The following is a 25048-nucleotide window of genomic DNA, read 5'->3' as shown; positions in this document are numbered from 1 at the left end:
GCTGATTAATTGGCTGTATAAGAGAAAATATATTCCATGACAACAACAGAAACCGACGCTTATGACTATGGACCAGATGTTCATAGAATCACGATTGCCGATAAGGAAATCCTCCTCATCGGCACTGCCCACATCTCACAGGAATCTGTAGATCTCGTAGAACAGGTAATCAATTCGGAGCAGCCCGACTGTGTCTGCCTGGAACTTGATGACCAGCGCTACCATGCCATGTCCCGCAAGGAGAACTGGCAGGCTCTGGATCTTAAACAGGTCATTCGCAACAAGCAGCTGTCCACTCTCCTGGTCAGCCTGCTGATGGGGTCCTACCAGAAAAAACTCGGGAACCAATTAGGGGTTAAACCTGGTGCCGAACTTCTGGCAGGTGCTGACAGCGCCAAAGCAAATGACATTCCTATTAGTCTCTGCGATCGAGATGTTCGAATCACTTTACGGAGAGCATGGAAATCAACCTCATTGTTTCGTAAAGGCCATTTACTGACTTCTCTTCTGGCCAGTGTTTTCGATTCAGAAGAGATCAGCAAAGAACAGCTTGAAGACATGAAGAAGAAAGATGTGCTTTCCACCCTCATGTCTGAAATGGGAGAATCATTTCCTGATCTGAAGCGAGTGCTGATTGACGAGCGTGACATATATCTTGCCGAGAAAATAAAGGCTTCTGCTGGTCAGAAACTGGTCGCAGTAGTCGGTGCAGGACATGTAGCAGGTATAAAAAAGTCTTTACCGCAGGATCAGCAAAACAAGATGGCGGAAATTAGCACTATTCCGCCGATTTCCAAGGGGTGGAAAGTCGCAGGGTGGTCTGTCCCCATGCTGATTCTCGCTTCACTCGTGGCCATCGGGGTGATGAAAGGCGCCAGTGTTGCAGGTGCCAATTTGATGTTCTGGATTGTCGCCAACGGTATTCCAGCGGCTTGTGGTGCCCTTTTGGCACTTGCCCACCCGTTCACCACTATAGGGGCTTTTACCGCAGCCCCTATCACAAGCCTGACACCGGTTATTGGTGCAGGTTATGTAACCGCTTTTATTCAGGTTATGACACGACCTCCTGTAGTTCGTGAATTTGAATCAGTTGGTGATGACATCTCGTCCTTCACCGGCTGGTGGAAAAATAAACTTCTCAGGGTCTTCCTGGTATTTTTCTTCACCGGTCTCGGCTCAGCTATCGGCACCTGGGTAGGCGGCTATGAAATCTTTAAAAATTTAATAAGTTAACTGCTTATCGTAGATATATAATTCTATAGGCAGCAGAACAACAGGTTGTTCACCACTATGACTGAAATTAAAAATGACGAAAAACCTGCTCTTACCAGCAGGCAGAAGAAATATCTTAAAGGCCTCGCTCATGACCTGCCGGCGCTGGTTCAGGTTGGTAAGGAAGGTTTGAGCGAATCGCTTATCGAAGCCGCCGATGTCGAACTCGAACGACGCGAGCTTATCAAGGTGAAACTTGGCAAAAACAGTGGCGTGGAAAAGGATCTGGGCGGAGAACAGCTCGCCAAGGCAACAGACAGTTACCTTGTTCAAATCATTGGTAAAACCCTGATTCTTTATCGCGCCAATCCCAAACGTAAAAAAGACGAGCGCATCAAGCTTCCCAAAGCCTAAAACGCGTTTTGGCCCCTTACGGGGTCAGGCTCTTTTTTTATTGTAAGTGCCTGCATACTGCAAGGCCCGTGCTATATTTTTAGCACCGGGCCTTTTTCTTTTATACAGGAACTGTTTCTGTTAGCGAGATCTTCAACCCTGTGGCTTAAAACCATTCAACACTGATCACGGTATTGAAGAGGTCGAGCGTGTGATCACAAAGACCGGAGACATTCTGATAGAAGCTGTCAAAAAATCGACAAGAGCACTATCGGTTTTTCAGGTCAATCAGCCGGTGACGATTTTCATTATCACCAGGCCAACAAAGTGCAGGCGTCGATAATTGCTCGAGACAGACGGGAAGTTGAAAATGTCACTGAGTAGATGGATTCATCTCCAGCACACTTCAAAAAGATCAGAGTTGAAAAAGATCTGTCGCCTTGTCCTGCTCAGCTGCAAGCAGTCTGGCAGGATGGTCAGCCGGCATGTGGGGCAGCGCAGCAGCCATGGCAAAATTAGGGGTATTATTGGTTTCGCTCAGGTGAGCCAATACCGCAACCCGCAAAGAGTTGTGTACCAGGCTACCTAAGAACTCTCCAGCTTCCTCGTTTGCCAGATGGCCATGACTGGATCGCACCCTTTGCTTGAGCATCAGTGGATACGGTCCGTTCTTCAACATTTCCGGGTCATGGTTAAACTCAAGGACGAGGCCATGGCACCGGGCAAGCCGTAACTCCATCAACTTGGAAACTTTACCAGTATCGGTACAGTAGCCAAAATGTTTCGTGCCATCACTCACCACATAGCCAACCGGATCGAGTGTATCATGGGAGATGCGAAACGATCTCACCTGAAGATCGTCGATGCTCAGCTCGTCTCCCGTGGCAAAATCAGCCCTCTGATATAGCTTACCCAGCCTCTTCTCCGCCCCCTCAAAGGTACCTGGATTTGCATGAACAGGTACCTTGCAGCGCCGCGAAATAACTCCTGCTCCGGCAACATGGTCATTATGTTCGTGGGTCAGACAGATCGCTGTAATATTGTCCAGACTTCGACCAATAGAAAGTAACCGTTTCTCAAGCTCTTTACCTGAGAAACCATTATCAATAAGTATCCCGGTAGCACCGCTTTCTATATAGACAGAATTTCCCCGGCTGCCGCTGCCAAGCACACTGAATCTCATGTCAGCGAACTCCGGTATGGCCGAAGCCTCCAGCGCCGCGTTCGGTATCATCAAGTTCGGTACAGACATCCCAGCAGGCCAGCGTTACCGGAGCAAGAACCAGTTGAGCTATACGATCCCCCCGCCTGATGGTAAAGCTGTTATTTCCCAGATTGATGAGGCCGACTTTCACCTCACCGCGATAGTCTGAATCGATTGTGCCAGGACTATTTATAATAGTAATGCCGTGTTTTACAGCCAGGCCGCTACGTGGTCGGACCTGTATTTCGAAACCTTCGGGAATAGCTACGGCAAAGCCGGTCGGCACCAACACAATTTCACCTGGTGCGAGCTCAAGATCATCCTCCACCGCCGCCCCTACATCCATACCGGCAGACCCGGCTGTTTCATATGATGGCAACTGGAGATCATGCTGTTCTTCAGGCAGTAACCAACAGAATTTAACTGGCAAGGTACGTACTGTGGGAGTTCGGAAAGATGTCATAATAGCCTGGTTCAAAATGAAAAAAAAAGAAAAAAAAAGCCGACCCATAAAGAGCCGGCTTAATATCAAATCTGATCCCTTTTCAGTGATCAGTCACTCAGCAATGCCTTACGGCTGAGACGAATACGGCCGCGGTTGTCGACATCAAGGACTGTTACCTCAATCTCGTCACCCTCGCTCACCACATCTGATACCTTAGCAACACGCTTGGTGTCAAGCTCAGAGATGTGAACAAGACCATCGGTTCCCGGCAGAATTTCTACAAAAGCACCGAAATCCTTAATGGTTTTGACGGTACCCTTGTAAACTGCACCAATCTCTACCTCTGCAGTGAGTTCCTTGACTTTGGCGATCAGGGCGTCACCAAGGGTGCCGTTGACAGTGAACATTTTCACCAGACCGCTGTCATCAACCTCAATCTTGGCATCGAACTCTTCTGAAAGCCCTTTGATGATTTTGCCACCAGGGCCGATGATGTCACGAATCTTATCCGGATTGATCTTGTGGACGAAGTATTTCGGTGCATGGTCTGCAACCTCTTCGCGGGACTCGGAAATACCTTGGCCCATCTCCTCCAGGATGTGAATACGTCCTGCCTTGGCCTGCTCGAGAGCACGACCCATAATATCGCGATCAACACCATCAATCTTGATATCCATCTGCAGGGAAGTCAAACCGTCGCGGGTACCGACAACCTTGAAGTCCATGTCGCCAAGATGATCTTCATCACCAAGGATATCGGAAAGTATTACAATCTTCTCTCCTTCCTTGATCAGCCCCATCGCAATACCGGAAACTGGGTTCTTAAGCGGTACACCGGCATCCATCAGTGCCATGGAACCACCACAGACAGTTGCCATGGAGGATGAACCGTTAGATTCGAGAACTTCGGAAACCACACGAACGGAATACGGAAAGTCCTCTGCGCTTGGCATTACAGCGGAAAGACCGCGCAATGCCAGGGTACCATGACCAATATCACGACGGGAAGGTCCACGCAACATGCGAGCCTCACCCACGCAGTATGGAGGGAAGTTATAGTGAAGCATGAAACGATTGTTGACCTCACCGAGCAAGGTCTCAATACGCTGCTGATCACGCTCGGAGCCAAGTGTCGCGGTAACCATTGCCTGGGTCTCACCACGGGTAAAAAGTGACGAACCGTGGGTCATTGGCAGACAGGCAACTTCGCAATTGATCGGACGAACCTGGTCGAAGGTTCTTCCGTCGATACGAACTTCCTCTTCGACGATTCTGGAACGCATCAGATCTTTCTTGTAGTCAGAAAGATAGTCTGAAATCTCAGAACCACTTTGACCTTCTTCCTCAAGTTCGGCAACGACTTTCTCTTTGAGTTCATCGTAGAGGTCGTAGCGCTTCATTTTGTCGCTGCAGGTTACAACCTCATTCATGCCCTCAGCAGCGATCTCGCGTACCTTGGCCATCAACTCTTCATTAACCGCCGGAGCATCAACTGTACGCTTAGTCTTGCCGTTGGTTTTCTGCAGCTCTTCCTGAATGTCGATGAGCGGCTGAAGATTCTCATAGGCATAGAAGATACCAGAGAGGACCTCGTCTTCTGTCAGCTCGTCAGCCTTACCTTCAACCATGACTACCGCGTTTCTGGTACAGGCAACGACGATATCCATTGTAGACTTTTCAAGTTCTTTAGCGGTTGGGTTGAGCAGGAACTGACCATCGATACAGGCAACACGGCCGCCAGCCACAGGACCGGCAAACGGGATGTCAGACAGGGTGATCGCGCAAGATGCACCGGTCAGAGCCAGTACATCAGGGTTATTCTGCTGATCTGCAGAAAGTACAGTAGCGATGACCTGGGTCTCCGCCATATACCCCTCAGGGAAGAGCGGACGAAGCGGACGGTCGATAATGCGGCAGGTGAGAATTTCGTGCTCACTCGGACGACCAATCTCACGACGGAAGTAGTTACCTGGAATACGGCCGACAGAGGCGAGTTTTTCCTGGTATTCAATGGTAAGAGGAAAGAACGGAGCGTCAGGACGCGCCTTTTTCGCTCCAACTACGGTTACCAGAACTACGGTGCCACCACATTTGATGACAATTGATCCTGATGCCTGTTTGGCAATTTTACCGGTTTCGATGGAAATTTTCTTTCCACTGATTTCGGTTTCGACTTGTGTAAACATATTTTCTCCAATTATTCAGCATCAGGGCAATGCAATTGCCATTGTACTGACTGGATTATCCACCAGCCCCGTATGCTTTTCTATTTTCCGGAATTCCTATAAAGACAAAACCTCAGACCGTAGCCGGGTTATGGCACAGCCTGAGGCATACAATGGCTCTAACGTACGTAGGGGAATACCAACAACACTGGCATTGACTACTTCCTAATACCGAGATCCTGAATAAGAGCTCTGTATTTGTTTACGTCTTTTTTCTTGAGGTAATCAAGCAGGCTTCTGCGCTGTCCAACCAACTTCAGAAGGCCCTGACGAGAGTGATGATCCTTCTTGTGTGTCTTGAAGTGCTCGGTCAGGTACTGGATACGGTCGGTCAAAAGAGCAATCTGCACCTCTGAAGAACCGGTATCTGAAGAATGGATTTTATGTTTTTCGATAATTTCGTTTTTCTTAATTGTTGTTTGTGCCACAACATTCCTCCTGTACTGTATACTCAATCTAATCAATCGATATCATTAATTTCGGCTTCATTTTCATCACAGAGTTAGATAGGCTCTCTGATAAAAATACGGTCCCCAATGTGAACCGGCAGGTGGCTTGGGAGCAGGTGGCGTGTCCCAAAAAGTCACCTATAATCTATAATACAACTACAAAACATATTAAAGTAGCCAACTCTGTCATTTATTGCAACAGATTCCCGACATCCTCTACCGATAACATGCTTTTCATGATGTTCTCACGTTCAGCAGGGTCGGAAAGTGTCTGGCCATTGACTGCATTTTCTATAGTGAATGGACCGCTTCTGGTTCTCCGCAATCCTGTTAGGTACGCACCGCAACCCAAGGCTGTACCTATATCAGCTGCCAGGGTTCGTATATACGTTCCCTTGCTGCACACCACGCGAATCTGAAATTCAGGATGATACCCACATAAATCACCTTTGGTATCTATGCGCTCAAGTTCCAGGATGTTAACTCTGCGAGGCTCCTTTTTCACCTCTATACCTTTACGAGCGTAATAATAGAGTGGTTTACCCTTATATTTAAGAGCAGAATATGCGGGTGGTTCCTGCATCTGCTCACCCCTGAAAGAGGCGAGGCATTCCTCAATACGACGTTCGCTCAGGTAGCCAACCGCTCCTTCACCAACGACTTCACCCTCAGGGTCAAGTGTGCTTGTCTGCCTTCCAAGACAGAGTGTAGCCACGTATTCCTTCTCTCCATCCATGAAAGATGAGATCAGGCGAGTCGCAGGTCTGCCGCCACAAATAATCAGCAGCCCTGAGGCAAATGGATCGAGCGTTCCTGCATGACCGACCTTTTTAATGCCAAGCAGCTTTCGAACGTGGCGAACCATGGTAAAAGACGAAGGACCGACCGGTTTGTCGATCAAAAATACTCCGGCATAAAAATCTGACATTGATATATGTAATTACGGAAAGGCTATTCCGCTTGATCTTTTAAACGCAAGCGTAATTTCTGCAGCACCAGCGAGTGAACTTCATCCACGGTTTTGTCCTGAAAACGGAACCCTGCGGCATTTCTATGGCCGCCCCCACCGAAGTCTGCTGCAACATCTGCCACATCACACTCGCCTTTTGCTCTGAGGCTGACAGAAACTGTACCCTCGGTTCCTTCTTTCACAAATACCGCAACTTTAGCTGTGCCAAGGGAGCGAGGGTAATTAATAAAACCCTCTACATCGTGAGAGGTTGCGCCACTTTTCTCCAGCATCTCCTGGGTAACGTGGACAAAGGCCAACTGACCGCCATCATAAACCGCAAGGGTACTTAACACCTGCTGGAGCAACTTAATTCTCGGCAGACTGACATTGTCGTAGAGATTCTGGGAAATCTCATGCGGCTTGACGCCTCTTTCTAAGAGTTCGGCAACGACGCGGAATGTGCGAGGTTTTGTCGACTCATAACGAAAAGAGCCGGTATCGGTACAAATCGCCACGTAGAGATTTACAGCAGCCTCATAAGATATTTCGGCATCGAGAGCCAAAGCGAGTTCATAAATCATCTCGCCGGTTGAAGACGCACCCGGTTCAACCCAGCGAAACTCGCCATAATCCTTATGAGATTTATGATGATCGATAACGAGAAACGGCCTGAGTTTCAACAGGTCTTCCATGTGAACGCCAAGCCGTCGGTCATCACCTGAATCAAGTGCAACGGTGATGTGGCCATCACCTGCGGCTCTTGCCTCGGTGATGACCGTATCTATATCGTTATTGGCACGCTCTGTGCCGGGCAGGAAACTGAACAGTTCGGAAACAGGCTCTTCGAGAAATACCATTACCCGTTTACCCATCGCCTCCAGAATGTCGGCGAATGACAAAATAGAGCCAAGCGCATCACCATCAGGATGGATATGGGTTAACAGGGTAATACTCTCAGCCTGCCTGATTGCTTCAGTTATTTTTTCAGGAATCTTCGCTGCGGTCTTTTCGCTCATTCTCTATTTCCTGAAAAAGTGATTCAACGTGAGCCACCTTGTCGGCATTGTCGTCATACCTGAATTGCAGGTCAGGTGTATGTTTCAGGTTCAGGGTTTTAGCCAGATGACTGCGCATAAAACCTCTTGCGTTCTGCAACGACTTCTCTGCCCCTTTAGCCCGCTTTTTACCACTTAACAGGGTAAAAAAGACGCGGGCTATTTTCAGGTCGTCCGTAACCTCCACTCTGGAGATATTCACCTCTCCAAGTTTCGGGTCACGGACCTTGCTGAGCATAAGCACTGCCAGTTCGTTACGAATTACATCGGCCACACGGGCGGGCCGCTTCTTCTCCTGTCGGCCAAGGCCGATGGAGTCAAGCGTTTCTTTCGGATCCCAGATATTCACACTTCACCAACTACTAGTCCAGGGTCGCTTCCACCTCGAGCATTACAAACGCTTCGAGATGATCACCTACCTTGATATCATTAAAGTTCTCTACGCCGATACCACATTCATAACCGGTAGCGACCTCTTTAACATCGTCTTTGAAGCGCCTGAGAGAACCGATTTTGCCAGTGTAAACAACCACACCTTCCCTGAGAACGCGAACACCGGCATTCCTCTGAATCTTGCCATCGGAGACACTACAACCGGCGATAACTCCGATTTTCGGTACACTGAATGTTTCACGAACCTCAGCAAGACCAATAACGTCTTCCTTGTAAGTCGGCTCCAGCATACCCACCATCGCTTTACGGATATCGTCCAGCGCATGATAGATTACGTCGTAAGACCGGATATCGACATTTTCCTTGGTGGCAAGTTCCTTTACTTTAACGGTCGGACGAACGTTAAAGCCGATGATAATTGCTTCAGAAGCAGATGCCAGCAGGATATCGGATTCGGTAATGGTACCGGTGCCTTCGTGCAGCACGCGAACTTTAATATCCTTGGTGGAAAGTTCTTCTGCTGCCTTGGCGAAGGCCTCAAGAGTACCCTGCACATCAGAACGGAGAATAACCCGCAGTTCCTGCACCTCTCCTTCGCTCATCTTCTCGAAGAGCTTGTCGAGGGAAATCTTGCTGTTGGCTCCAAGCTCAGCTTCACGTGCCTTCATCGCACGAACCTGGCTGACGTTCTTAGCCATCTTCTCATCGGTAACAACGACGAATTCGTCACCTGCCTGCGGTACACCTGAAAGACCTTGAACCTCTACAGGAATAGAAGGACCAGCTGTCTTGATGGTACGTCCGCGGTCGTCGAACATTGCCCGAACCTTACCGGCATGCATGCCCACGACAAAGTTGTCGCCATTATTTAAGGTACCTTCCTGGACGAGTACGGTTGCCACCGCACCACGACCTTTGTCAAGCTTAGCCTCAATTACGCGACCTTTGGCTTTTCTCTGTTTGTCAGCCTTGAGCTCAAGTATTTCAGCCATGAGCTGAATGGACTCCATAAGCTCATCGATGCCGATATTGTTCTTGGCAGAAGTCTCACAGAAGATTGTCTGACCACCCCACTCTTCAGGAATCAGGTCATAATCAGCAAGTTCACGCTTAACACGATCCGGATCGGCATTGTCTTTATCGATCTTATTGACCGCAACAAGAATGGGAACATCAGCAGCCTGGGCATGATTGATTGCCTCACGGGTCTGATCCATCACACCATCATCAGCGGCAACAACCAGAATAACGAGGTCAGTTACCTGGGCACCACGGGAACGCATCTCGGTAAACGCGGCATGGCCTGGGGTATCTACAAAAGTAACGTCACCAGCGCTTGAGCGAACATGGTATGCACCAATATGCTGGGTAATACCACCAGCCTCACCCTCAGCCACATCAGTTTTTCGAATGGCATCGAGAATAGATGTTTTACCGTGGTCAACGTGCCCCATAACTGTAACGACAGGTGAGCGTGACACAAGTTCTCCACCCTCCTGGGACTCATCAAGCATCTGGATACCGATCTCTTCGGTAATTCCCTGCTCGACTTCATAACCGAAGTCAGCGGCAATCAGCATAGCGGTATCCACATCAACAGCCTGGTTGATAGTCGCCATGACACCGAGGCCCATCAGTTTGGCAATTACCTCACTGGCCTTGATGCGCATGCGGGCAGCAAGCTCGCTTACTGTGATGGTATCGTAAACTACGATACGGCGTTTACTGGCCTTCATCTCGGCTACAGGCTGAACTACACGCTCTTTCTGCCCTCTGCCTTTTTTCCCACGTTTACCTTGGCTGCGGCTATAGTCATTGCCAAAGTGGGTAAATTTTACGTTCTTGCCACCTTTTTTTCCGCCTTTAGCCGGTCTGCGATTACGATCATCTTCTTTGACAACGGCGCCTTTCTTACCACGTTTTTTACCACGTGCATCATCTGCAACTGGTTGAGCAGGGGTACTTGGAGCAGCTGGCTGATCCGGACGCGCTGGTCTGCGACTCGGTGCAGGTTTTGTTGGCCTTTTACGAGGTCGTGATGGATGACTACTTTCCGGCTCTTTTGGCAACTCAATAGTACCAACAATTTTGGCCATTCCACGGCGCTGCGGCTGGGCAGCAGGTTTTGCCTTTGGCTTTTCCTGCCTGGCAGGCTTATCTGCTTCTACCTTCTTTAAAGGCTGGTCCTGTTTTGAGGGCGCGGTAGGCTGCTTTTCTTCTACAACAGGTTCCTGCACCACAACTTTTTCAGTATTTTCTTTTCTCACCAATTTTTCCGGCTGGTCAACAGCTTCTTTTTCTTGCTTTAATTCTTCACTGACGACACTTTTTTCCGGTTTGGAAATTGCCGGTTCAGACTTAGGCTCCGGTTTTGGCTCCGGAGAACGACTCTTTTCAACTTTAGCAGGCTTGGGAGGTACAGGACGACTGATAACCTTGGCGACGTTCTCGGCCCGGGGAGTGACGGGCTGTTTCTTCGCAGGTTCAGCATCAATCTCCGCCTCACCAGCACCTTGCTCCGGCTCTTTTGCCTCAATTTCTTTTTCTGGCACAGAAGACTCTGCAACCGCATCCGCTACCGTAGCTTCGGCATCAACACTTTCAGCAGTCGATTCTGGCGCCACATCATCCATCGACGCTGTTTCTACAGACTCGTCCTGTGGCTTCGCCTTACGACGGATTACGGTTGATCGGCGGCGAATAACAGTCGACCCCTGATCACCGCTGATCCGCTTTTCAACCATTTTGGTATCTGAGTCTTTCAATACCGTAGTACGGATTTTGGCAGCTGTTTCCTCATCGACTGATGAACTGTGGCTCTTAATGTCGTAGCCAGCTTCTATGAGTTTATCTGCCAAAGCCTTACCACTCATACCGGCTTCCTTGGCCAGTTCGTAAACCCTAACCTTGCTCATTCTTTACTCCCGTATTTCCTTCTCTCCTAGCACTCAGAGCTCTTACCGATTCATCATCATAAGATGGATCATCACTGTAGAGCTATTATAGATACTATTTCCTCAAAGGCGAAATACTCTTTTCCATTTTTTATTCTGCTTTACGAACCTCTGCAGACAACGTTCAACCTTGCAACAGTATGCACCCCGACCGGTTTCCCGACCAGTTTCATCAATTATCGGCGAGTCACCTCGCCAGACAAAACGCTGAAGGTTGCTTTTTATATCTTTGCGGCCACAAGCCACACAAGTTCGTACCGGTTCCGCCACACAACACCTATTCTTACGCTTCAGGCTTCTCCTCGGAGACTTCGTCCCCACCCTCTGCGTCGCCAGATTCTTCAGCTTCCCGAGCTTCCTCACGTTCCTCATCGGTAACGTCTTCATCAAGGGTTCCTACCACTTCGCTGGCAACCTCTTCCTCTACCGATGTCTCTTCCTCAGCCTCCTGATCGCTCTCAGAGAGCTCAGGCATGGCCGCCGCTGCAACCTTAGCGGCCTCAATCAATGCAGCTGCAGACTCATTGCCGAGAGAACGAATCACCAGAAGATCTTCGACACTCTTTTGGGCAAGATCAGCAACAGAGCGGACACCTTTGCCGAAAAGTTGATCAGCAAGCGACTCATCAACTCCGTCAAGAGCCAGAATTGTCTGATAACCGGCATCCTGGAGATTATTCCAGCGCTGCTCGCTCTTCACATCAATTCTCCAGCCCAATAGCCGGGAAGCAAGTCGTACATTCTGTCCTTGCCTGCCAATTGCCAAAGAGAGCTGATCGTTTGGAACAACCACCAGCATAGAGTTATTGTCCTCATCAACCCGAACCATGCTTACATGAGCTGGAGCAAGCGCATTGTAAACATATTTAGCCGGATCCGGGGACCAGGTTACAATATCAATCCGCTCACCCTGAAGTTCCTGGACAACGTTCTGCACCCTTGAACCCTTCATTCCGACACAAGCACCTACCGGATCAACGTCACTTTCTGAGGAGCTCACTGCAATCTTGGCACGAAAGCCTGGCTCACGACTTACGCCCATGATACGTACGATGCCCTCAGAGATCTCCGGCACTTCCATCTGGAACAACTTAGCCAGGAACTCATCATTTGTCCTGGAGAGAACCAGCTGTGAATCACGTGCGGTCTGACGCACCTCAGTAAGATAGGCGCGGATACGGTCACCTTGTTTGAAGGAACGCTTGGGAATCTGCTGATCCTTCGGCAAAATAGCATCGGTACGACCCAGATTGATGATCATATTGCCACGTTCAAAGCGCTGCACAATACCGCTTACAACCTCACCCTGTCGATCCTTGAACATGTCGTAAATCACTTCACGCTCGGCATCTTTCATCTTATGGATGATTACCTGCTTGGCTGACTGTGCAGCAATACGACCGAGATCGGTAATATTTTGCATCTTTTCGCCAAGCTCATCACCCATCTGTACATCAGGGTCCAGGCTTATAGCTTCTTCATATGAAATTTCAGTCTGTTCATCTTCAGCCACTTCGACGACACTTCGGAACTGAAAGACCTCTACCTCGCCGTATTCGTCGTTGTAGCGAACCTCAATATCCCGCCGGCTGCCAAGCTTTTTACGCGCAGCTGACTGTACCGCCTCCTCAATGGCCTCAACCAGCAACTGCTTGTCGAATCCGCGATCTCTGCTGATCTGATCGATTATGCGTTTAAGCTCCGATACCATTTTTTTTGCTCCATGCTTATTGCTTCCTGCCTCTTTACGGGAGGACATTCGCACTCAGTTGTAACGCAATTGTCTTTCACCCTTCGAACACTACAGTGACAGACGGGCTTTCCTGATAAGTTCAAAAGGCAGCTGCACGGTACTTTCGTCTTCCAGCTGCAATTCTACGTGCTCATCATTTGACTGCTGAATAACTCCCACAAACACTTTCTGATCGCCAACAGCTTCCCGCAGCTTGATGCGCGCTTTTTTGCCGGCAAACCGCTGGTAATCGGCAAGAGACTTCAAAGGCCTCTCAATACCTGGAGAGGAGACCTCTAAATTATATGGATAATCAATCAGATCTTCCACGTCGAGGAAATCACTCATTTCACGACTGACATCAGCGCAATGATCAACAGTTATTCCCTCTTCACTATCTATAAGAATCCGCAAAACCCAGCCGTGCCCTTCTCTTCGGAACTGAACATCAACCAGTTCAAGTCCCATGGAGGGCAGCAAAGTTGCTGCAAAATCTTCAATTTTTTCAATTATAAAGTCGCTCATCAGCCAATACCCGCTACGAAAGCGATGAATTTTCCTTTAGGCCCATGCCTCACGGCGGCACCTGATATACCGGCATCATCATTCAGGCATAAAAAAAAGCGGGCAAAGCCCACTTTCCAAAGCCTTCCTGCAGAGACACCTGCTGGAGGTATACCGGCGTTGTCGAGCGGAGCATTTTACGTAAATGACTCCAACCCGAATTGAAGAAAGGAGTTTTCACGCAACTACCCTGCAATCTGCCTCAACAGATCGAAAGTCCAATCTTTCAATGTGGCAAATAAAACATACTTCGTTTTCCCTGTCAAGAGGGCCAACAAAAATGAGAATCGGCAAAACATAGAAAGATCAGAGCTTATCAGATTATTCCACTCCTGAAAATTTAACTGCTTTTGTCTGTTACGCAAGAAGCAAGATTTAAACAGCGGTCATTTACCTATGGGTTGCAGGTAACCATTTTGCCACCAACTATACCTCTATATTTACTTGCCTTTATTAGGAAATTCATAAAGTGGTGAAACCGGATGAATGGTAAAAATATTTTAAAATCCATTTGACAAACCTGACGCAGATATATACAACATCTTTCAATTCCGGGATGGTTGGTTTTTCCTATTCATTATGATGTACTTTCATTCACAGGCAAAAAAACCTGCTTCAAGAGTTGCGTTAACACGCCAAGACACATAACATTCTGTCACCTGATCAATAATCTTCCAGGGTAAACGGCTGGCCCAGATATTTCGCCTTGCTTCACTGCCCCCTATAATAAAATACATGACAGCAAAAACTCTCATAATTGCCGAGAAACCAAGTGTCGCCGGAGATCTCGTCAAGGTACTGCCAGGCAAATTCAAAAAGACGAAAACTCACTTTGAAAGTGATGATTATATAGTTTCGTATGCCATAGGCCACCTGGTATCCATCTGCTACCCGGAAGAAATCAACCCGGATTACCAGAAATGGGGAATGGAAAACCTGCCAATTCTCCCCGAATCATTTCCCCTCAAGGGCCTGGACGGAACAAAATCCCAATTAAATGCCTTGCAGAAGCTGATCCGCAGAAAAGACGTTGTTGAGATAATCAACGCCTGTGATGCCGGTCGCGAAGGTGAATTGATTTTTAAATACATAATCAATTACGTCTGGAACAACTCCGTAGCCAGAAAATCTTTCAAGCGTCTATGGCTGCAATCGATGACCACAGATGCAATAAAGAAAGGTTTTGACAATCTGCGGCAGAATGAAGAGATGGTACCGCTTGAGGACACCGCTCTCTGTCGCTCAGAATCTGACTGGCTGATAGGCATCAATGCAACCAGAGCCCTTACCGGCTTCAATTCAAGGAAAGGTGGTTTTTTCCTTACTCCCTGCGGGCGAGTGCAGACCCCGACCCTTTCACTCATAGTAAAACGTGAGCAAGTCCGCCTGGGGTTTGAGCCGGTTCCCTACTCTACCCTGACTGCAACCTTTGCAGCTGATGGGCAGGAGTATCTCGGGAAATGGATAGATACTGGTTTTAGAAAAGACCCGGCCAACTCCTACGCTAAAGCCGACCGGATCTGGGAACCTGAGAAAGCGCTGGCAATCGTAGACAAATGTACAGGCAAGCCCGCCGAGGTTACCGAAACCAGCAAGGAGTCAACCCAGCGTTCACCACAACTTTACGACCTCACCTCACTCCAGCGTGAGGCGAACTCCCGTTTCGGTTTTTCTGCCAAAAATACTCTTGGCCTGGCCCAGGCCTTGTATGAGCGGCACAAGGTGCTCACTTATCCGAGAACTGACAGCCGGAACCTGCCTGAAGACTATGTAAAAACCGCCACGGAAACTGTTAAAAAGCAAAAAGGCTGGCAATATGGTAAATTTGCAGCTGAGGCTCTTGAAAAGGGCTACATCAAAAAAGACAAACGCATATTCGACAATAAGAAAATTACCGATCACCATGCGATTATGCCCACCAGCCTGTTGCCCAAGGAACTTTCTGAACCAGAGCTGAAAATTTACCAGATGGTTGTTCAGCGCTTTCTGGCAGTTTTTTTCCCGGCAGCTGTATATATGAACACCAGGCGGACCTCCATCGTTGAAAAGGAGACCTTCATCACCGAGGGCAAGATTCTTCTGAACGCAGGCTGGAAAGCCATTTACGGCGGAGGTCAGTCTGGTGAGAACGAAAAGCTGCTGGCCCCCTTGGCTCCAGACGCCAAGGTCAATTGTGACTCCATCGAAAAAGAAGACAAGGAGACTACCCCGCCACCGCGATATACAGAAGCCACACTCCTGTCGGCGATGGAAAAATCCGATAAATTCATTGATGACGAAGAACTCGCCGATGCCATGAAAGAGCGTGGGCTTGGCACACCTGCCACCCGTGCGGCGATCATAGAGAAACTCATCAAGGAAAAGTATATTGTTCGTGAGGGCAAGGACCTGACTCCCACCGGCAAAGCCTTTGAGCTGTTATCCTTGCTGGAAGCCATGAAAATTGAGGTTCTCGCCTCTCCGGAAATGACTGGTGAATGGGAATATAAGCTTAACCAGATCCTGAAAGGGCAGCTTACCCGCGAAAAGTTCATGAAGGAGATCCGGGATCTCACCAGGCATATCATTGACCAGATAAAAAACTTTGAAGCCACAGAGGTTCGTCAGGAAGCACCCTTCAGCCCGGTTGACGGAGTCAAGTTTTTCGGTTCTCCTACAGCCTGGATCTCAGAAGACGAAAAGATCACCATCCGCAAGATCCTCGGTGGGCGGGTAATGAGTGACGATGAGATAGTTCGCCTTATCAAAGGCGAGACACTCGGACCATACAGCGATTTCCGTTCAAAACGCGGCAAACCTTTCACCGCTTCGGTTCGCTACAACAAAAAAATTGAATTCATCTTTGCTGATTCGACTGATGATATAGATATTGAGGAAATCAAAAAATCAACACCGCTTGGACAATCGCCAATTGACGGAAGCCCCGTTTACGAAACACCTGCGGGCTATATGTCTGCTTCCGCTTTAGATGGTGACAAGGACAAGGGACTGAAAATCGGAAAAATCATTCTTTCAAAAGAAATATCGTCCGCAAATATCAAGCAACTCTTGACTGATGGCAAAACAGAGTTGATAAAAGGCTTTATATCTAAAAAGAGAAAACCTTTTGACGCGTATCTGCTGCTCGGGAAAAACGGCAAGATCAGTTTTGAGTTTCCACCGCGCAAGCAGCGTAAAACAGCATAAAAAATTTCACCGCCCCTACAGATTTCGGGGCAAGAATACTATGAGAAAACTAAAAAAAGAATACCGCGATAAAAGCGGGCTGGAACTGGCCAAAACATGTGCCCAGGTTGCCCTGGATACCAAGGCTGAAGACGTTGTAATTCTGGACGTACAAGGTAAAGCGTCTTTTACTGACTTTTTTGTAATCATGAACGGCCGTTCGACCCGTCATGTCCAGGGACTCGCCGAGGCTATTGAAGGTGAGATGCGCTCAAAACGTGTTAAAACCTCAAGGGCAGAAGGTCTTCAGGACGGAATGTGGGTTCTTCTTGATTTTGGGGATGTCGTTGTTCACATTTTTTATTATGATCAGCGTGAGTTCTATGATCTGGAAGGGTTGTGGCATGACGCCCCCCGAATCAACGTCGAAGACCAGTAACTGACACCTGTACTGGCCAGACTATTTCACTTTGGCAGTCTCCACTGCATCCTGAATTCCCATGAGCTGCCAAATTCAACACCTTGGACAGATAGATTATGCAATACATCAGTACACGTGGCAAAGTAAGTAATATTCCCTTTACTCAAGCAGTCCTCATGGGACTTGCAGAAGATGGCGGACTGCTGCTGCCGAGAACGATCCCGAGAATCGGCAGTGAGACACTTACGGCCTGGCAGGAGCTAAGCTACAGTGAGCTCGCTTATGAGGTGATGTCGCGCTTCATTGATGACATTCCTGCGAGCGACCTGCGTAACCTCATCAATGCCTCCTATGAAAGCTTCAGCCACGACGAGGTAACTCCACTCGTTCATTGCGGCGATTTGCATATCCTTGAGCTCTTTCATGGTCCGACCCTGGCCTTCAAGGATGTGGCGCTGCAGTTTCTTGGCAATCTTTTCGAATATCTACTTGAAAAGGATGACTCTTTCCTGAACATTCTCGGAGCCACTTCAGGAGATACTGGCAGCGCTGCCATCTATGGCGTGCGAGGCAAGGAACGGATTAACATCTTCATTCTGCATCCGCACCGGCGCGTAAGCGAAGTGCAGGAAAAGCAGATGACCACCGTGCTCGATGACAATGTCTTCAACATCGCGATCAAGGGTTCTTTTGATGATGGCCAGGCCATCGTTAAGTCCATTTTCGGAGATGTAGAATTCAAGAACAGATATCACCTGGGGGCCATTAACTCCATCAACTGGGCCAGGGTGCTCGCCCAGGTTGTTTATTATGTCTGGAGCTGCCTGCACGTCAACTCCCACGAAAAGCTGGCTTCCGTTGATTTTTCCGTGCCAACTGGCAACTTCGGTGACATTTTCGCAGGATATATTGCCAAACGCATGCTTCCGGAAGGAACTATACGACGCCTTATCCTTGCAACCAACTCCAATGATATTCTCAGCCGTTTCGTAAGTGCGGGAGATTACTCACTCAGTGATGTTGTGCAGACCTCCAGCCCTTCCATGGACATTCAGTCTGCATCCAACTTCGAGCGTTACCTCTATTACCTTATGGATAGCGAACCCGAACGTACCAGGGAACTCATGGAAGAATTTGCGACAAGCGGGAAAATTGACCTGAATGCCTATCAGGACCAGATTCGTCGTGACTTCGGCACGTATGCTGTCAATGAAGATCAGGTGGTAGAAACCATTCGATCTTTTTACCAGGAATTCAATTACGTCCTCGACCCGCATACCGCAATTGGAGTTAAAGCCGCCCAGGAACACCGGAGTACTGGAATCCCGATTGTTTGCCTGGCCACTGCCCATCCGGCAAAGTTTGGTGATGTTGTTCACACCGCCATCGGCCGTGACCCTGATATCCCCGAATCAATTGCAGGGCTCGCCGATCGGGAAGCCCGTTGCGAATTGATGGATGCAGACAAAGCAGGTATTGCGGAATACCTGAAAAACCACGCTCGCCATGGCTGATTCAAGCTTTGCAGCTCATGTCAGGAAAGTAACGGAGTGTGTCGCCCATTTTCGTGACACACTCCCGTTTATGCCCCGCACTGTGATCCAGCTTGGTACCGGGCTCTCCGGTTTTGCCGACAAAGTCGAAAATGCGCTGGTAATTCCCTATTCTGAAATACCTCATTTTCCTGCCTCCACCGTTGAAAGCCATCAGGGTAACCTGATTATAGGTACTCTTGAAGGTGAGCAGGTGGCTGTACTACAAGGCCGATTTCACTTTTACGAGGGCTACTCAACCAAAGAAGTGACCTTTCCCATCAGGGTACTGTCACTCCTTGGGGCCAGACTACTCATTCTCACCAATGCTGCCGGCGGCCTCAACCCGATCATCGCTCCCGGCTCTATTATGGCGATCAGAGATCATCTGAATTTCCTCGGCGAAAATCCCCTTCGTGGTCCAAATATTGATGAGTGGGGACCGCGCTTTCCAGATCTTTCAGTGCCCTACCACCCCGGCCTTATTAAAACAGCCATGGATTGTGCCACAACCTGCGGCCTGAAAAACGTGATAAGCGGGACCTATGCCTGTATACCAGGCCCAAGTCTGGAGACGCCTGCGGAAACCAGGTGGCTGCGGGATTCCGGAGCGGATGCTGTGGGAATGTCTTCTGTGCCGGAGGTGATCGTAGCGCGCCACGCTGGCATGGAAGTACTCGGTCTCTCGGTTGTTTCCAATGTTAACGATCCTGACAATTTTCAGCCGATCCTGCTTGAAGACATTATAGCGACTGCTGCCAAAGTAACTCCGCAACTTCAGCAGCTGGTTACAGAGGTAACCCGCAGATTGCCATCACTCTCCATTTAGGTCACCCTGTCGATGGCGAAATCGAGATGCGACCAGGTTGCTGTCGTGGTATGTTCACAGCCAATCAAGATCTCAATAGGCTGTATTCACAAATCTTATTTTCTTTCTGGAGTATCCCATGGAACAACCGGATCTCATAATAAGCGGTGAGTACCTGCTCCCTGCCGCCAGCCAGTCCTCTGTGCTCCATAACCACGGAGTAGCTGTAACAGGTAACGCCATAACAGAAATAGCGCCCACCGGGTTACTCACCGGTAAATACCCGCAAGCCGAACATCTTCACACCCCGCACGGCCTGGTGATGCCAGGGCTGGTAAACACCCACACCCACGCTGCAATGGCATGCTTCAGGGGTATCGCCGATGACCTGCCGCTGATGACCTGGCTGCAGGACCATATCTTTCCGGCGGAAGCCAAACTTACACCGGAAATCGTCTACCATTCAACGCTGCTCTCTATCGCAGAGATGATTAAATCCGGCACAACCAGCTTTTGTGACATGTATCTCTTCACGAAAGAGGTCGCTAAAGCAGCACAAACTGCCGGTATGCGTTGCTGGGTTGGTGAAGTTCTCTATGATTTCCCATCACCCTGCTACGGTGCACTGGAGAATGGTTTCAGCTATATTCAGGAAATGTTCGATCACTACCGGGACGACCAGCTAATCACTGTTACTGCCGATCCGCACAGTGTCTACACCTGCTCACCGGAACTACTGGAAAGACTGGGAGAAGTTGCAGCGAAGGAAAACAGCATCTACCATATCCATCTCTCGGAAAATCAGTCAGAAGTTGATACCTGTACGGAACGATACGGCAAATCACCGGTTCGGCATCTGCAGTCACTTAATCTACTTGGCCCCAATGTGCTGGCAGCACACTGTGTTAAGCTGGATGATGAGGAAATTGAAATCCTTGCCAGCAACGGAGTAAAAATAAGCCACTGCCTTGAATCCAACATGAAACTCGCCTCAGGTACCGCCCCGGTGGTGGAACTCCTCAATTCCGGAGCCCACCTCTCTCTCGGCACTGACGGGAGCGCTTCTAATAATGATGTGGACATGTTCGGCGAGATGAACAGTGTGGCAAAAATTCATAAAGCAATGCATAGTGATCCCACCGTGATGGACGCGGAAACCACTCTCACTGCCGCCACCATAGGTGGTGCGATAGCCTTGAATGCCGACCAGAATATCGGCACGCTGGAGGTTGGCAAAAAAGCGGACTGCATCGTCATCGACCTCGATCAGCCTCACCTGACGCCCTGTTATAATATACCATCACACATGGTCTATGCTGCACGGGGCGGGGATGTGCTTCACTCGGTCATTAACGGGAAGGTCGTCATGCGAGACAGGAAACTCACCACTCTTGACGAGGAAAAAATTCTCGCAAAAGCTGCAGCAATCGCTCAAGTCATAAAAAGCACATGACATAATTTGATAATTGTCAGGGCAATCGGCCGGGAATCCAACATCCTTGACTTTCTGTCGATTCTACTCTACATTCTAGTGGCACTTTTTTAAGACCATCCGTCTAGGCTAAAGATGGTCAGTTTATTGTAATTTCTTTCGCCGAGGTAAATATATGTTCGGACTTGGAATGCCGGAACTCATCGTTATTCTGGTTATTATTGTAATTATTTTTGGAGCAGGTAAACTTCCAGAGATCGGCTCCGGAATTGGTAAAGGTATTAAAAATTTTAAAGAGGCTACCCGTCAGGAAGAGGATCCCAAGAAAATTGATGAGGACAAGAAAGACAACAGCGACAAGACCGCTTAGTTTTTTGATCAAACCTCTTGCTACATCGCATTAGAAGCAACAGCCCCTTAGGAGCAAATCATGTTTGGACTCGGCACACCTGAGCTAATTGTAATTCTTGCCATAGGAGTGCTCGTTTTCGGTGGCAAAAAGCTTCCAGAGATCGGACACGGACTTGGCAAGGCCATCTCCTCTTTCAAAAAAGGCGTCAGTGACGTTGAAGGAGAAACCAAGAAGATCGTCGATGATATCCCAGGCGTCAAAGAAGCCGCAGAGATCAAAGAAAAAGTTGATCAGGTCAAAGACATCGGCCGCATTTTGAAATAGCCCCTTTCACTCTGATTTTTAAACGCCAGCATACTCTGCGACTCCATCGCTAAGGTAACTGGCGTTTTTTATTTCCTACCACTCCCCAGGCACCGGCATCTCAAGCAGCTGTGTTGGGCCTGCATTTCTTCTCAACTGCAATACTTCCGTCGGCAGAGAATCATTCACTCCACCCGGGTCCTGCAAGGTGAGCCCTCCAACTGGTATTCCACCAGATCAGGCTCAGTTCAGATCATAGTGCCACCTTTACGATGAAACTCAATATACAGTTCCTGGCACCAACAGCCTAATCTTCACATTTCACGAGATAAACAGGGCGCCTGCCCCATCTTTACAGATAAAAAATCCTGATTTTAACCAATCCGTACAATTTTTCATTGAATGACCTCCCTGCTCCTCTTACTCCGTAATTGCCCATACCGACAATTGAGCACCTCTTTTTTTACATTTTTGAATATTATTCTGAATTTTTGCCAGAAATCTGACAATATAGTATTTTTCTTGACTTTCTCTGGAATTTTATTTAAATCTACAAATCCAACTTCGCAGTATCGTAATTTTCTAGTCTTTGTTCATCCGGCAGGAATCCCCGTCCCGGCTTGTACCTCATAGACGCGTTTAACATAGCCCATCCGGGCTACTTTCTTTATTTTCAGCAGGAGAAACCATGTGTCGCTTAGCTCTAAAAACAGCGAATGAACCATTCTCCCCGTACGAAGTGATACAGGCAATGGAAGCCATGCAGGAAGGTTATGATGGCTCCGGGCTTGGACTGCTACTTCGCGGGATGGAGTTTGAAGATTTCAAATACAATCCGCGCTTCCCGATTCTTTCCGGAATCGCACATTCTAAAAAAGCGGAACAGCGCATGGATGAGTTCATGGATGAACGCGGATACGAGCTCAAATATGACCATCGTTTCACCATGCGTCCGGAACTCATCGAAGCCAAAGACCGCTACAGATACTTTCTTCGTGCCTACCGCATGCCTGTTGAATTTAAAGACAAACCGCAGGAAGAGCGCGAAAGGGAATTGCTACTCACTCGTCTCGCCTTAAGAAAGCTGGGTGAGGACAACAACAACGACCTGACAGTATTCTCCTTCTATCCTGATGTTGCGATGATCAAGGAAGTCGGTTGGCCGCTTGAGATCGGTAACGCACTCTCTTTATGGGACGGCCAGATCAAGTCGCGTGTCTGTATGGCCCAGGGTCGGCAGAACACCAACTACGGCATTAACCTGTACGCCTGCCACCCATTCTTCATCGAAGGTATTGCCACCATGACCAATGGTGAGAACACCGCCTTCGTGCCCATTAAAGATTGGCTGCTTGGCAAAAACATCCCAGGGTACATTGGCTACCAGAGTGACTCTGAAGTATTTGCCCATATCCTGCATTACACACTCAAACAGCTCAAGCTGCCGCTTGAGGCGTACAAACATATCATCACTCCACTCAGTTCCAAAGAGCTTGAAAAGCATCCCCAGGGAGAGTTCTTAAAAGGTCTGCGCAATGTTTGTCGTCGCCTGGTAATCGATGGTCCCAACGCTGTCATCGGCACCCTGCCGGACGAAACCTGCATGCTGGTAATGGACCAGAAGAAACTGCGCCCGGCAACCGTTGGCGGCCGTGATGGCGCCTGGGCCATTGCCTCAGAGATTTGTGGCGTGGACGCACTGGTTCCCGACCGGGACCCATCCCTCGACTTCCAGCCAATGCGCGAACATACAGTTATCATCCCTCCCCATAGAAAGGAATTAACCATATGGTCTCAACACAATCAGTTACCGTTACCCCAAGCAGCCTAAGCTACACTGATTTACAGTGGATCATCCAGCATCGGGAGGATCGCTGTACCCTGTGTGGAAAATGTACTGCCATATGCCCAAAAGGTGCAATTCACCTCACCTACCGGAGACAAAGAGTCCCTCGTGTAGATGTGCTGAGCAAAAAACGTGGCAGCGATTATAAAACCTTCGTCGGAATTCGTCAGAGAACCAAGATGGCTAATGCCTGCATTGGCTGCTCCATGTGTTCCATGGTCTGCCCCAATGAGGCAATCATGCCGGTGCCGAATTCCAACGAAAATCGTTCAGTATTCTTCAACAACCAGAAAGGTGAACCGAACAAGCGCGGCGGCCGTAGAAATGTTGAGGGTCCGACCCTGCTCGATCGCATCATGTTCGACCGTATTTCGATGCTGACTGACCCTGCGCTCGATGCAGGTCGTCACGAGTTCAATGTCACCACCACCCTCGGTCGCGTACTTTCCCCAGAGGATTTTCTCGACAGAACCATTAACGGCGGCTGGATACCACCAACCCGCGAAATATTTCCGTTCGTGATCGGCTCCATGTCCTTTGGTGCGCTGTCGCCAAACATGTGGCTCGGAATGCTGCAGGGTGTCGCCTACTGTAATGAAGTACTCGGTATTCCGGTCGTCATGTGTACCGGAGAGGGCGGCTGCCCACCTTGGGTATTAAGAAGCCCTTACCTTAAATACATTATTTTGCAGATAGCTTCCGGCTACTTCGGCTGGGATGAGATCATCCGTGCCATTCCGGAGATGCAGTGCATGCCTGCAGCCATCGAGATCAAGTATGGCCAGGGTGCCAAGCCTGGAGATGGCGGACTGCTCATGTGGTATAAAGTTTCCAAACTGATTGCACGCCTGCGTGGTGTTCCGGAAGCTGTTGATCTGCCTTCACCTCCTGTTCATCAGACTCTCTACTCCATTGAAGAGAGTGTCATGAAAATGGTTCAAACCCTCTCCACAGCGTTTGAGCACAAAGTGCCGGTATATCCTAAAATTTCCGCATCAACTTCTGCCAAATCCGTATTGAACAACCTGGTTCGTAACCCATACGCAGCCGGCTTGATGATAGACGGTATCGACGGCGGAACCGGAGCGGCTTATAACGTCTCCATGGATGCCACCGGTCATCCGGTCGCTTCCTGTGTCCGCGAGTGTTATCTCGATCTCGCAGCACAGGGCAAGCAGAACGAGATCCCGATCTTTGCAGCCGGCGGTATCGGCAAAAACGGTAACGTTGCCCAGAACGGCATGGCTCTCGTTATGCTCGGTGCATCAGGTGTCCATATCGGTAAATATATCATGCAGGCCGTCGGCGGCTGCCTCGGCAACGAGAAGAACCGCTGCAACGTCTGCAACACCGGTATCTGCCCGAAGGGCATTACCAGCCAGAGCCCGAAACTTTACAGACGTCTTGACCCGGACAAGGTCGCCGAACGCGTTGCAGACGTATATATGTCTATCAACACTGAGGTCAAGAAGATCATGGCTCCGCTCGGACGCTCCCAGTGTTTGCCGGTCGGTATGTCCGACGCCCTGGGTATCGCAGATAAAGCTGCCGCAGAAAGGCTGCAAATCAAATACGTCTGCTAGACCGACATAATGAACAAAGACGTAACGG

22 protein-coding genes are annotated in these 25048 nt (G+C 49.0%); 11 read left to right on the top strand and 11 right to left on the bottom strand.

Annotation, left to right across the window (positions count from 1 at the left end):
- Nucleotides 1–36: 36 nt before the first annotated feature.
- Both ACN5NT_RS08040 and yhbY read left to right on the top strand, forming a co-directional pair.
- A complete protein-coding gene (locus ACN5NT_RS08040; protein ID WP_419175077.1) occupies nt 37–1233 on the top strand; it encodes a TraB/GumN family protein in 1197 nt (398 codons plus the stop codon).
- Nucleotides 1234–1290: 57 nt separating this feature from the next.
- Nucleotides 1291–1626: a ribosome assembly RNA-binding protein YhbY gene (yhbY, locus tag ACN5NT_RS08035; RefSeq protein WP_419175076.1), complete on the top strand. Its 336-nt coding sequence runs from the start codon at nt 1291–1293 to the stop codon at nt 1624–1626.
- A gap of 394 nt (nt 1627–2020) precedes the next feature.
- On the opposite strand, the gene ACN5NT_RS08030 is transcribed toward yhbY, so the two are convergent.
- From ACN5NT_RS08030 to rimP, 11 genes are all read right to left on the bottom strand, one after another.
- Entirely contained in the window at nt 2021–2788 is a 768-nt protein-coding gene (locus ACN5NT_RS08030; RefSeq protein ID WP_419175075.1) for an MBL fold metallo-hydrolase, read from the bottom strand.
- Nucleotide 2789: 1 nt separating this feature from the next.
- On the bottom strand, nt 2790–3272 hold the full coding sequence (gene dut, locus ACN5NT_RS08025) for a dUTP diphosphatase (protein WP_419175074.1): 483 nt from the start codon (nt 3270–3272) through the stop codon (nt 2790–2792).
- Between the two features lie 89 nt (nt 3273–3361).
- Nucleotides 3362–5440: a polyribonucleotide nucleotidyltransferase gene (gene pnp / locus ACN5NT_RS08020; RefSeq protein WP_136797860.1), complete on the bottom strand. Its 2079-nt coding sequence runs from the start codon at nt 5438–5440 to the stop codon at nt 3362–3364.
- Nucleotides 5441–5637: 197 nt separating this feature from the next.
- Nucleotides 5638–5907: a 30S ribosomal protein S15 gene (gene rpsO, locus ACN5NT_RS08015; RefSeq protein ID WP_136797861.1), complete on the bottom strand. Its 270-nt coding sequence runs from the start codon at nt 5905–5907 to the stop codon at nt 5638–5640.
- A gap of 211 nt (nt 5908–6118) precedes the next feature.
- Complete coding sequence (truB, locus tag ACN5NT_RS08010) at nt 6119–6856, bottom strand: tRNA pseudouridine(55) synthase TruB (protein ID WP_228721325.1); 738 nt, start codon at nt 6854–6856, stop codon at nt 6119–6121.
- Between the two features lie 23 nt (nt 6857–6879).
- Nucleotides 6880–7896 carry a DHH family phosphoesterase gene (locus ACN5NT_RS08005; RefSeq protein WP_136797863.1) on the bottom strand — a complete coding sequence of 339 codons (1017 nt, stop codon included), beginning with the start codon at nt 7894–7896 and terminating at the stop codon, nt 6880–6882.
- Nucleotides 7865–8284, bottom strand: a complete 420-nt coding sequence (gene rbfA, locus ACN5NT_RS08000) for a 30S ribosome-binding factor RbfA (RefSeq protein WP_136797864.1) — start codon at nt 8282–8284, stop codon at nt 7865–7867. Before rbfA ends, ACN5NT_RS08005 begins: the two co-directional genes overlap by 32 nt.
- A gap of 13 nt (nt 8285–8297) precedes the next feature.
- Entirely contained in the window at nt 8298–11243 is a 2946-nt protein-coding gene (infB, locus tag ACN5NT_RS07995; protein WP_419175073.1) for a translation initiation factor IF-2, read from the bottom strand.
- Between the two features lie 102 nt (nt 11244–11345).
- On the bottom strand, nt 11346–11654 hold the full coding sequence (locus ACN5NT_RS07990; RefSeq protein ID WP_136797911.1) for a YlxR family protein: 309 nt from the start codon (nt 11652–11654) through the stop codon (nt 11346–11348).
- Nucleotides 11566–12993 carry a transcription termination factor NusA gene (gene nusA, locus ACN5NT_RS07985; RefSeq protein WP_419175072.1) on the bottom strand — a complete coding sequence of 476 codons (1428 nt, stop codon included), beginning with the start codon at nt 12991–12993 and terminating at the stop codon, nt 11566–11568. The genes ACN5NT_RS07990 and nusA overlap by 89 nt, the downstream gene beginning before the upstream one ends.
- A 90-nt stretch (nt 12994–13083) precedes the next feature.
- Entirely contained in the window at nt 13084–13539 is a 456-nt protein-coding gene (gene rimP / locus ACN5NT_RS07980; protein WP_136797867.1) for a ribosome maturation factor RimP, read from the bottom strand.
- 774 nt (nt 13540–14313) lie between these two features.
- Between rimP and ACN5NT_RS07975 the strand changes: the two genes are divergently transcribed.
- The 9 genes from ACN5NT_RS07975 (at nt 14314) to ACN5NT_RS07935 (ending at nt 25020) form a co-directional block, all read left to right on the top strand.
- Nucleotides 14314–16764 (top strand): DNA topoisomerase III, encoded by a 2451-nt coding sequence (locus ACN5NT_RS07975; RefSeq protein ID WP_419175071.1) that lies wholly within the window; start codon nt 14314–14316, stop codon nt 16762–16764.
- 40 nt (nt 16765–16804) lie between these two features.
- Complete coding sequence (gene rsfS / locus ACN5NT_RS07970) at nt 16805–17182, top strand: ribosome silencing factor (protein WP_136797869.1); 378 nt, start codon at nt 16805–16807, stop codon at nt 17180–17182.
- Nucleotides 17183–17280: 98 nt separating this feature from the next.
- On the top strand, nt 17281–18678 hold the full coding sequence (gene thrC, locus ACN5NT_RS07965) for a threonine synthase (protein WP_136797870.1): 1398 nt from the start codon (nt 17281–17283) through the stop codon (nt 18676–18678).
- On the top strand, nt 18671–19525 hold the full coding sequence (locus ACN5NT_RS07960; RefSeq protein WP_136797871.1) for a purine-nucleoside phosphorylase: 855 nt from the start codon (nt 18671–18673) through the stop codon (nt 19523–19525). The genes thrC and ACN5NT_RS07960 overlap by 8 nt, the downstream gene beginning before the upstream one ends.
- Before the next feature lie 118 nt (nt 19526–19643).
- On the top strand, nt 19644–20957 hold the full coding sequence (locus ACN5NT_RS07955) for an amidohydrolase family protein (protein WP_419175070.1): 1314 nt from the start codon (nt 19644–19646) through the stop codon (nt 20955–20957).
- Between the two features lie 154 nt (nt 20958–21111).
- Complete coding sequence (locus tag ACN5NT_RS07950) at nt 21112–21306, top strand: twin-arginine translocase TatA/TatE family subunit (RefSeq protein WP_136797873.1); 195 nt, start codon at nt 21112–21114, stop codon at nt 21304–21306.
- A gap of 60 nt (nt 21307–21366) precedes the next feature.
- The gene (gene tatA / locus ACN5NT_RS07945) at nt 21367–21612 is read left to right on the top strand and encodes a twin-arginine translocase TatA/TatE family subunit (protein ID WP_136797874.1); all 246 of its coding nucleotides are present in this window, start codon (nt 21367–21369) and stop codon (nt 21610–21612) included.
- A gap of 667 nt (nt 21613–22279) precedes the next feature.
- Nucleotides 22280–23422 (top strand): class II glutamine amidotransferase, encoded by a 1143-nt coding sequence (locus tag ACN5NT_RS07940; RefSeq protein ID WP_136797875.1) that lies wholly within the window; start codon nt 22280–22282, stop codon nt 23420–23422.
- Nucleotides 23380–25020 (top strand): glutamate synthase-related protein, encoded by a 1641-nt coding sequence (locus ACN5NT_RS07935; RefSeq protein ID WP_419175069.1) that lies wholly within the window; start codon nt 23380–23382, stop codon nt 25018–25020. The genes ACN5NT_RS07940 and ACN5NT_RS07935 overlap by 43 nt, the downstream gene beginning before the upstream one ends.
- The last annotated feature ends 28 nt before the right edge of the window (nt 25021–25048 follow it).

Source organism: Desulfosediminicola sp., assembly GCF_048381775.1.
GTDB lineage: Bacteria > Desulfobacterota > Desulfobulbia > Desulfobulbales > Desulfocapsaceae > Desulfopila > Desulfopila ganghwensis.
The sequence above is the reverse complement of the archived record's forward strand: the minus strand, read 5'-3'. Positions and strand labels throughout refer to the sequence as shown.

Bases quoted from the DNA above. Each gene is read 5' to 3' on its own strand.
- yhbY (WP_419175076.1), top strand. From the start codon at position 1,291: ATGACTGAAATTAAAAATGACGAAAAACCTGCTCTTACCAGCAGGCAG.
- ACN5NT_RS07960 (WP_136797871.1), top strand. From the start codon at position 18,671: ATGGCTGATTCAAGCTTTGCAGCTCATGTCAGGAAAGTAACGGAGTGT.
- ACN5NT_RS07935 (WP_419175069.1), top strand. From the start codon at position 23,380: ATGGTCTCAACACAATCAGTTACCGTTACCCCAAGCAGCCTAAGCTAC.
- dut (WP_419175074.1), bottom strand. From the start codon at position 3,272: ATGACATCTTTCCGAACTCCCACAGTACGTACCTTGCCAGTTAAATTC.
- infB (WP_419175073.1), bottom strand. From the start codon at position 11,243: ATGAGCAAGGTTAGGGTTTACGAACTGGCCAAGGAAGCCGGTATGAGT.
- ACN5NT_RS08005 (WP_136797863.1), bottom strand. From the start codon at position 7,896: ATGAGCGAAAAGACCGCAGCGAAGATTCCTGAAAAAATAACTGAAGCA.
- ACN5NT_RS08040 (WP_419175077.1), top strand. From the start codon at position 37: ATGACAACAACAGAAACCGACGCTTATGACTATGGACCAGATGTTCAT.
- ACN5NT_RS07990 (WP_136797911.1), bottom strand. From the start codon at position 11,654: ATGAGGAACGTGAGGAAGCTCGGGAAGCTGAAGAATCTGGCGACGCAG.
- tatA (WP_136797874.1), top strand. From the start codon at position 21,367: ATGTTTGGACTCGGCACACCTGAGCTAATTGTAATTCTTGCCATAGGA.
- rimP (WP_136797867.1), bottom strand. From the start codon at position 13,539: ATGAGCGACTTTATAATTGAAAAAATTGAAGATTTTGCAGCAACTTTG.
- thrC (WP_136797870.1), top strand. From the start codon at position 17,281: ATGCAATACATCAGTACACGTGGCAAAGTAAGTAATATTCCCTTTACT.
- nusA (WP_419175072.1), bottom strand. From the start codon at position 12,993: ATGGTATCGGAGCTTAAACGCATAATCGATCAGATCAGCAGAGATCGC.
- ACN5NT_RS07950 (WP_136797873.1), top strand. From the start codon at position 21,112: ATGTTCGGACTTGGAATGCCGGAACTCATCGTTATTCTGGTTATTATT.
- ACN5NT_RS07955 (WP_419175070.1), top strand. From the start codon at position 19,644: ATGGAACAACCGGATCTCATAATAAGCGGTGAGTACCTGCTCCCTGCC.
- rsfS (WP_136797869.1), top strand. From the start codon at position 16,805: ATGAGAAAACTAAAAAAAGAATACCGCGATAAAAGCGGGCTGGAACTG.
- truB (WP_228721325.1), bottom strand. From the start codon at position 6,856: ATGTCAGATTTTTATGCCGGAGTATTTTTGATCGACAAACCGGTCGGT.
- ACN5NT_RS08030 (WP_419175075.1), bottom strand. From the start codon at position 2,788: ATGAGATTCAGTGTGCTTGGCAGCGGCAGCCGGGGAAATTCTGTCTAT.
- ACN5NT_RS07940 (WP_136797875.1), top strand. From the start codon at position 22,280: ATGTGTCGCTTAGCTCTAAAAACAGCGAATGAACCATTCTCCCCGTAC.
- ACN5NT_RS07975 (WP_419175071.1), top strand. From the start codon at position 14,314: ATGACAGCAAAAACTCTCATAATTGCCGAGAAACCAAGTGTCGCCGGA.
- pnp (WP_136797860.1), bottom strand. From the start codon at position 5,440: ATGTTTACACAAGTCGAAACCGAAATCAGTGGAAAGAAAATTTCCATC.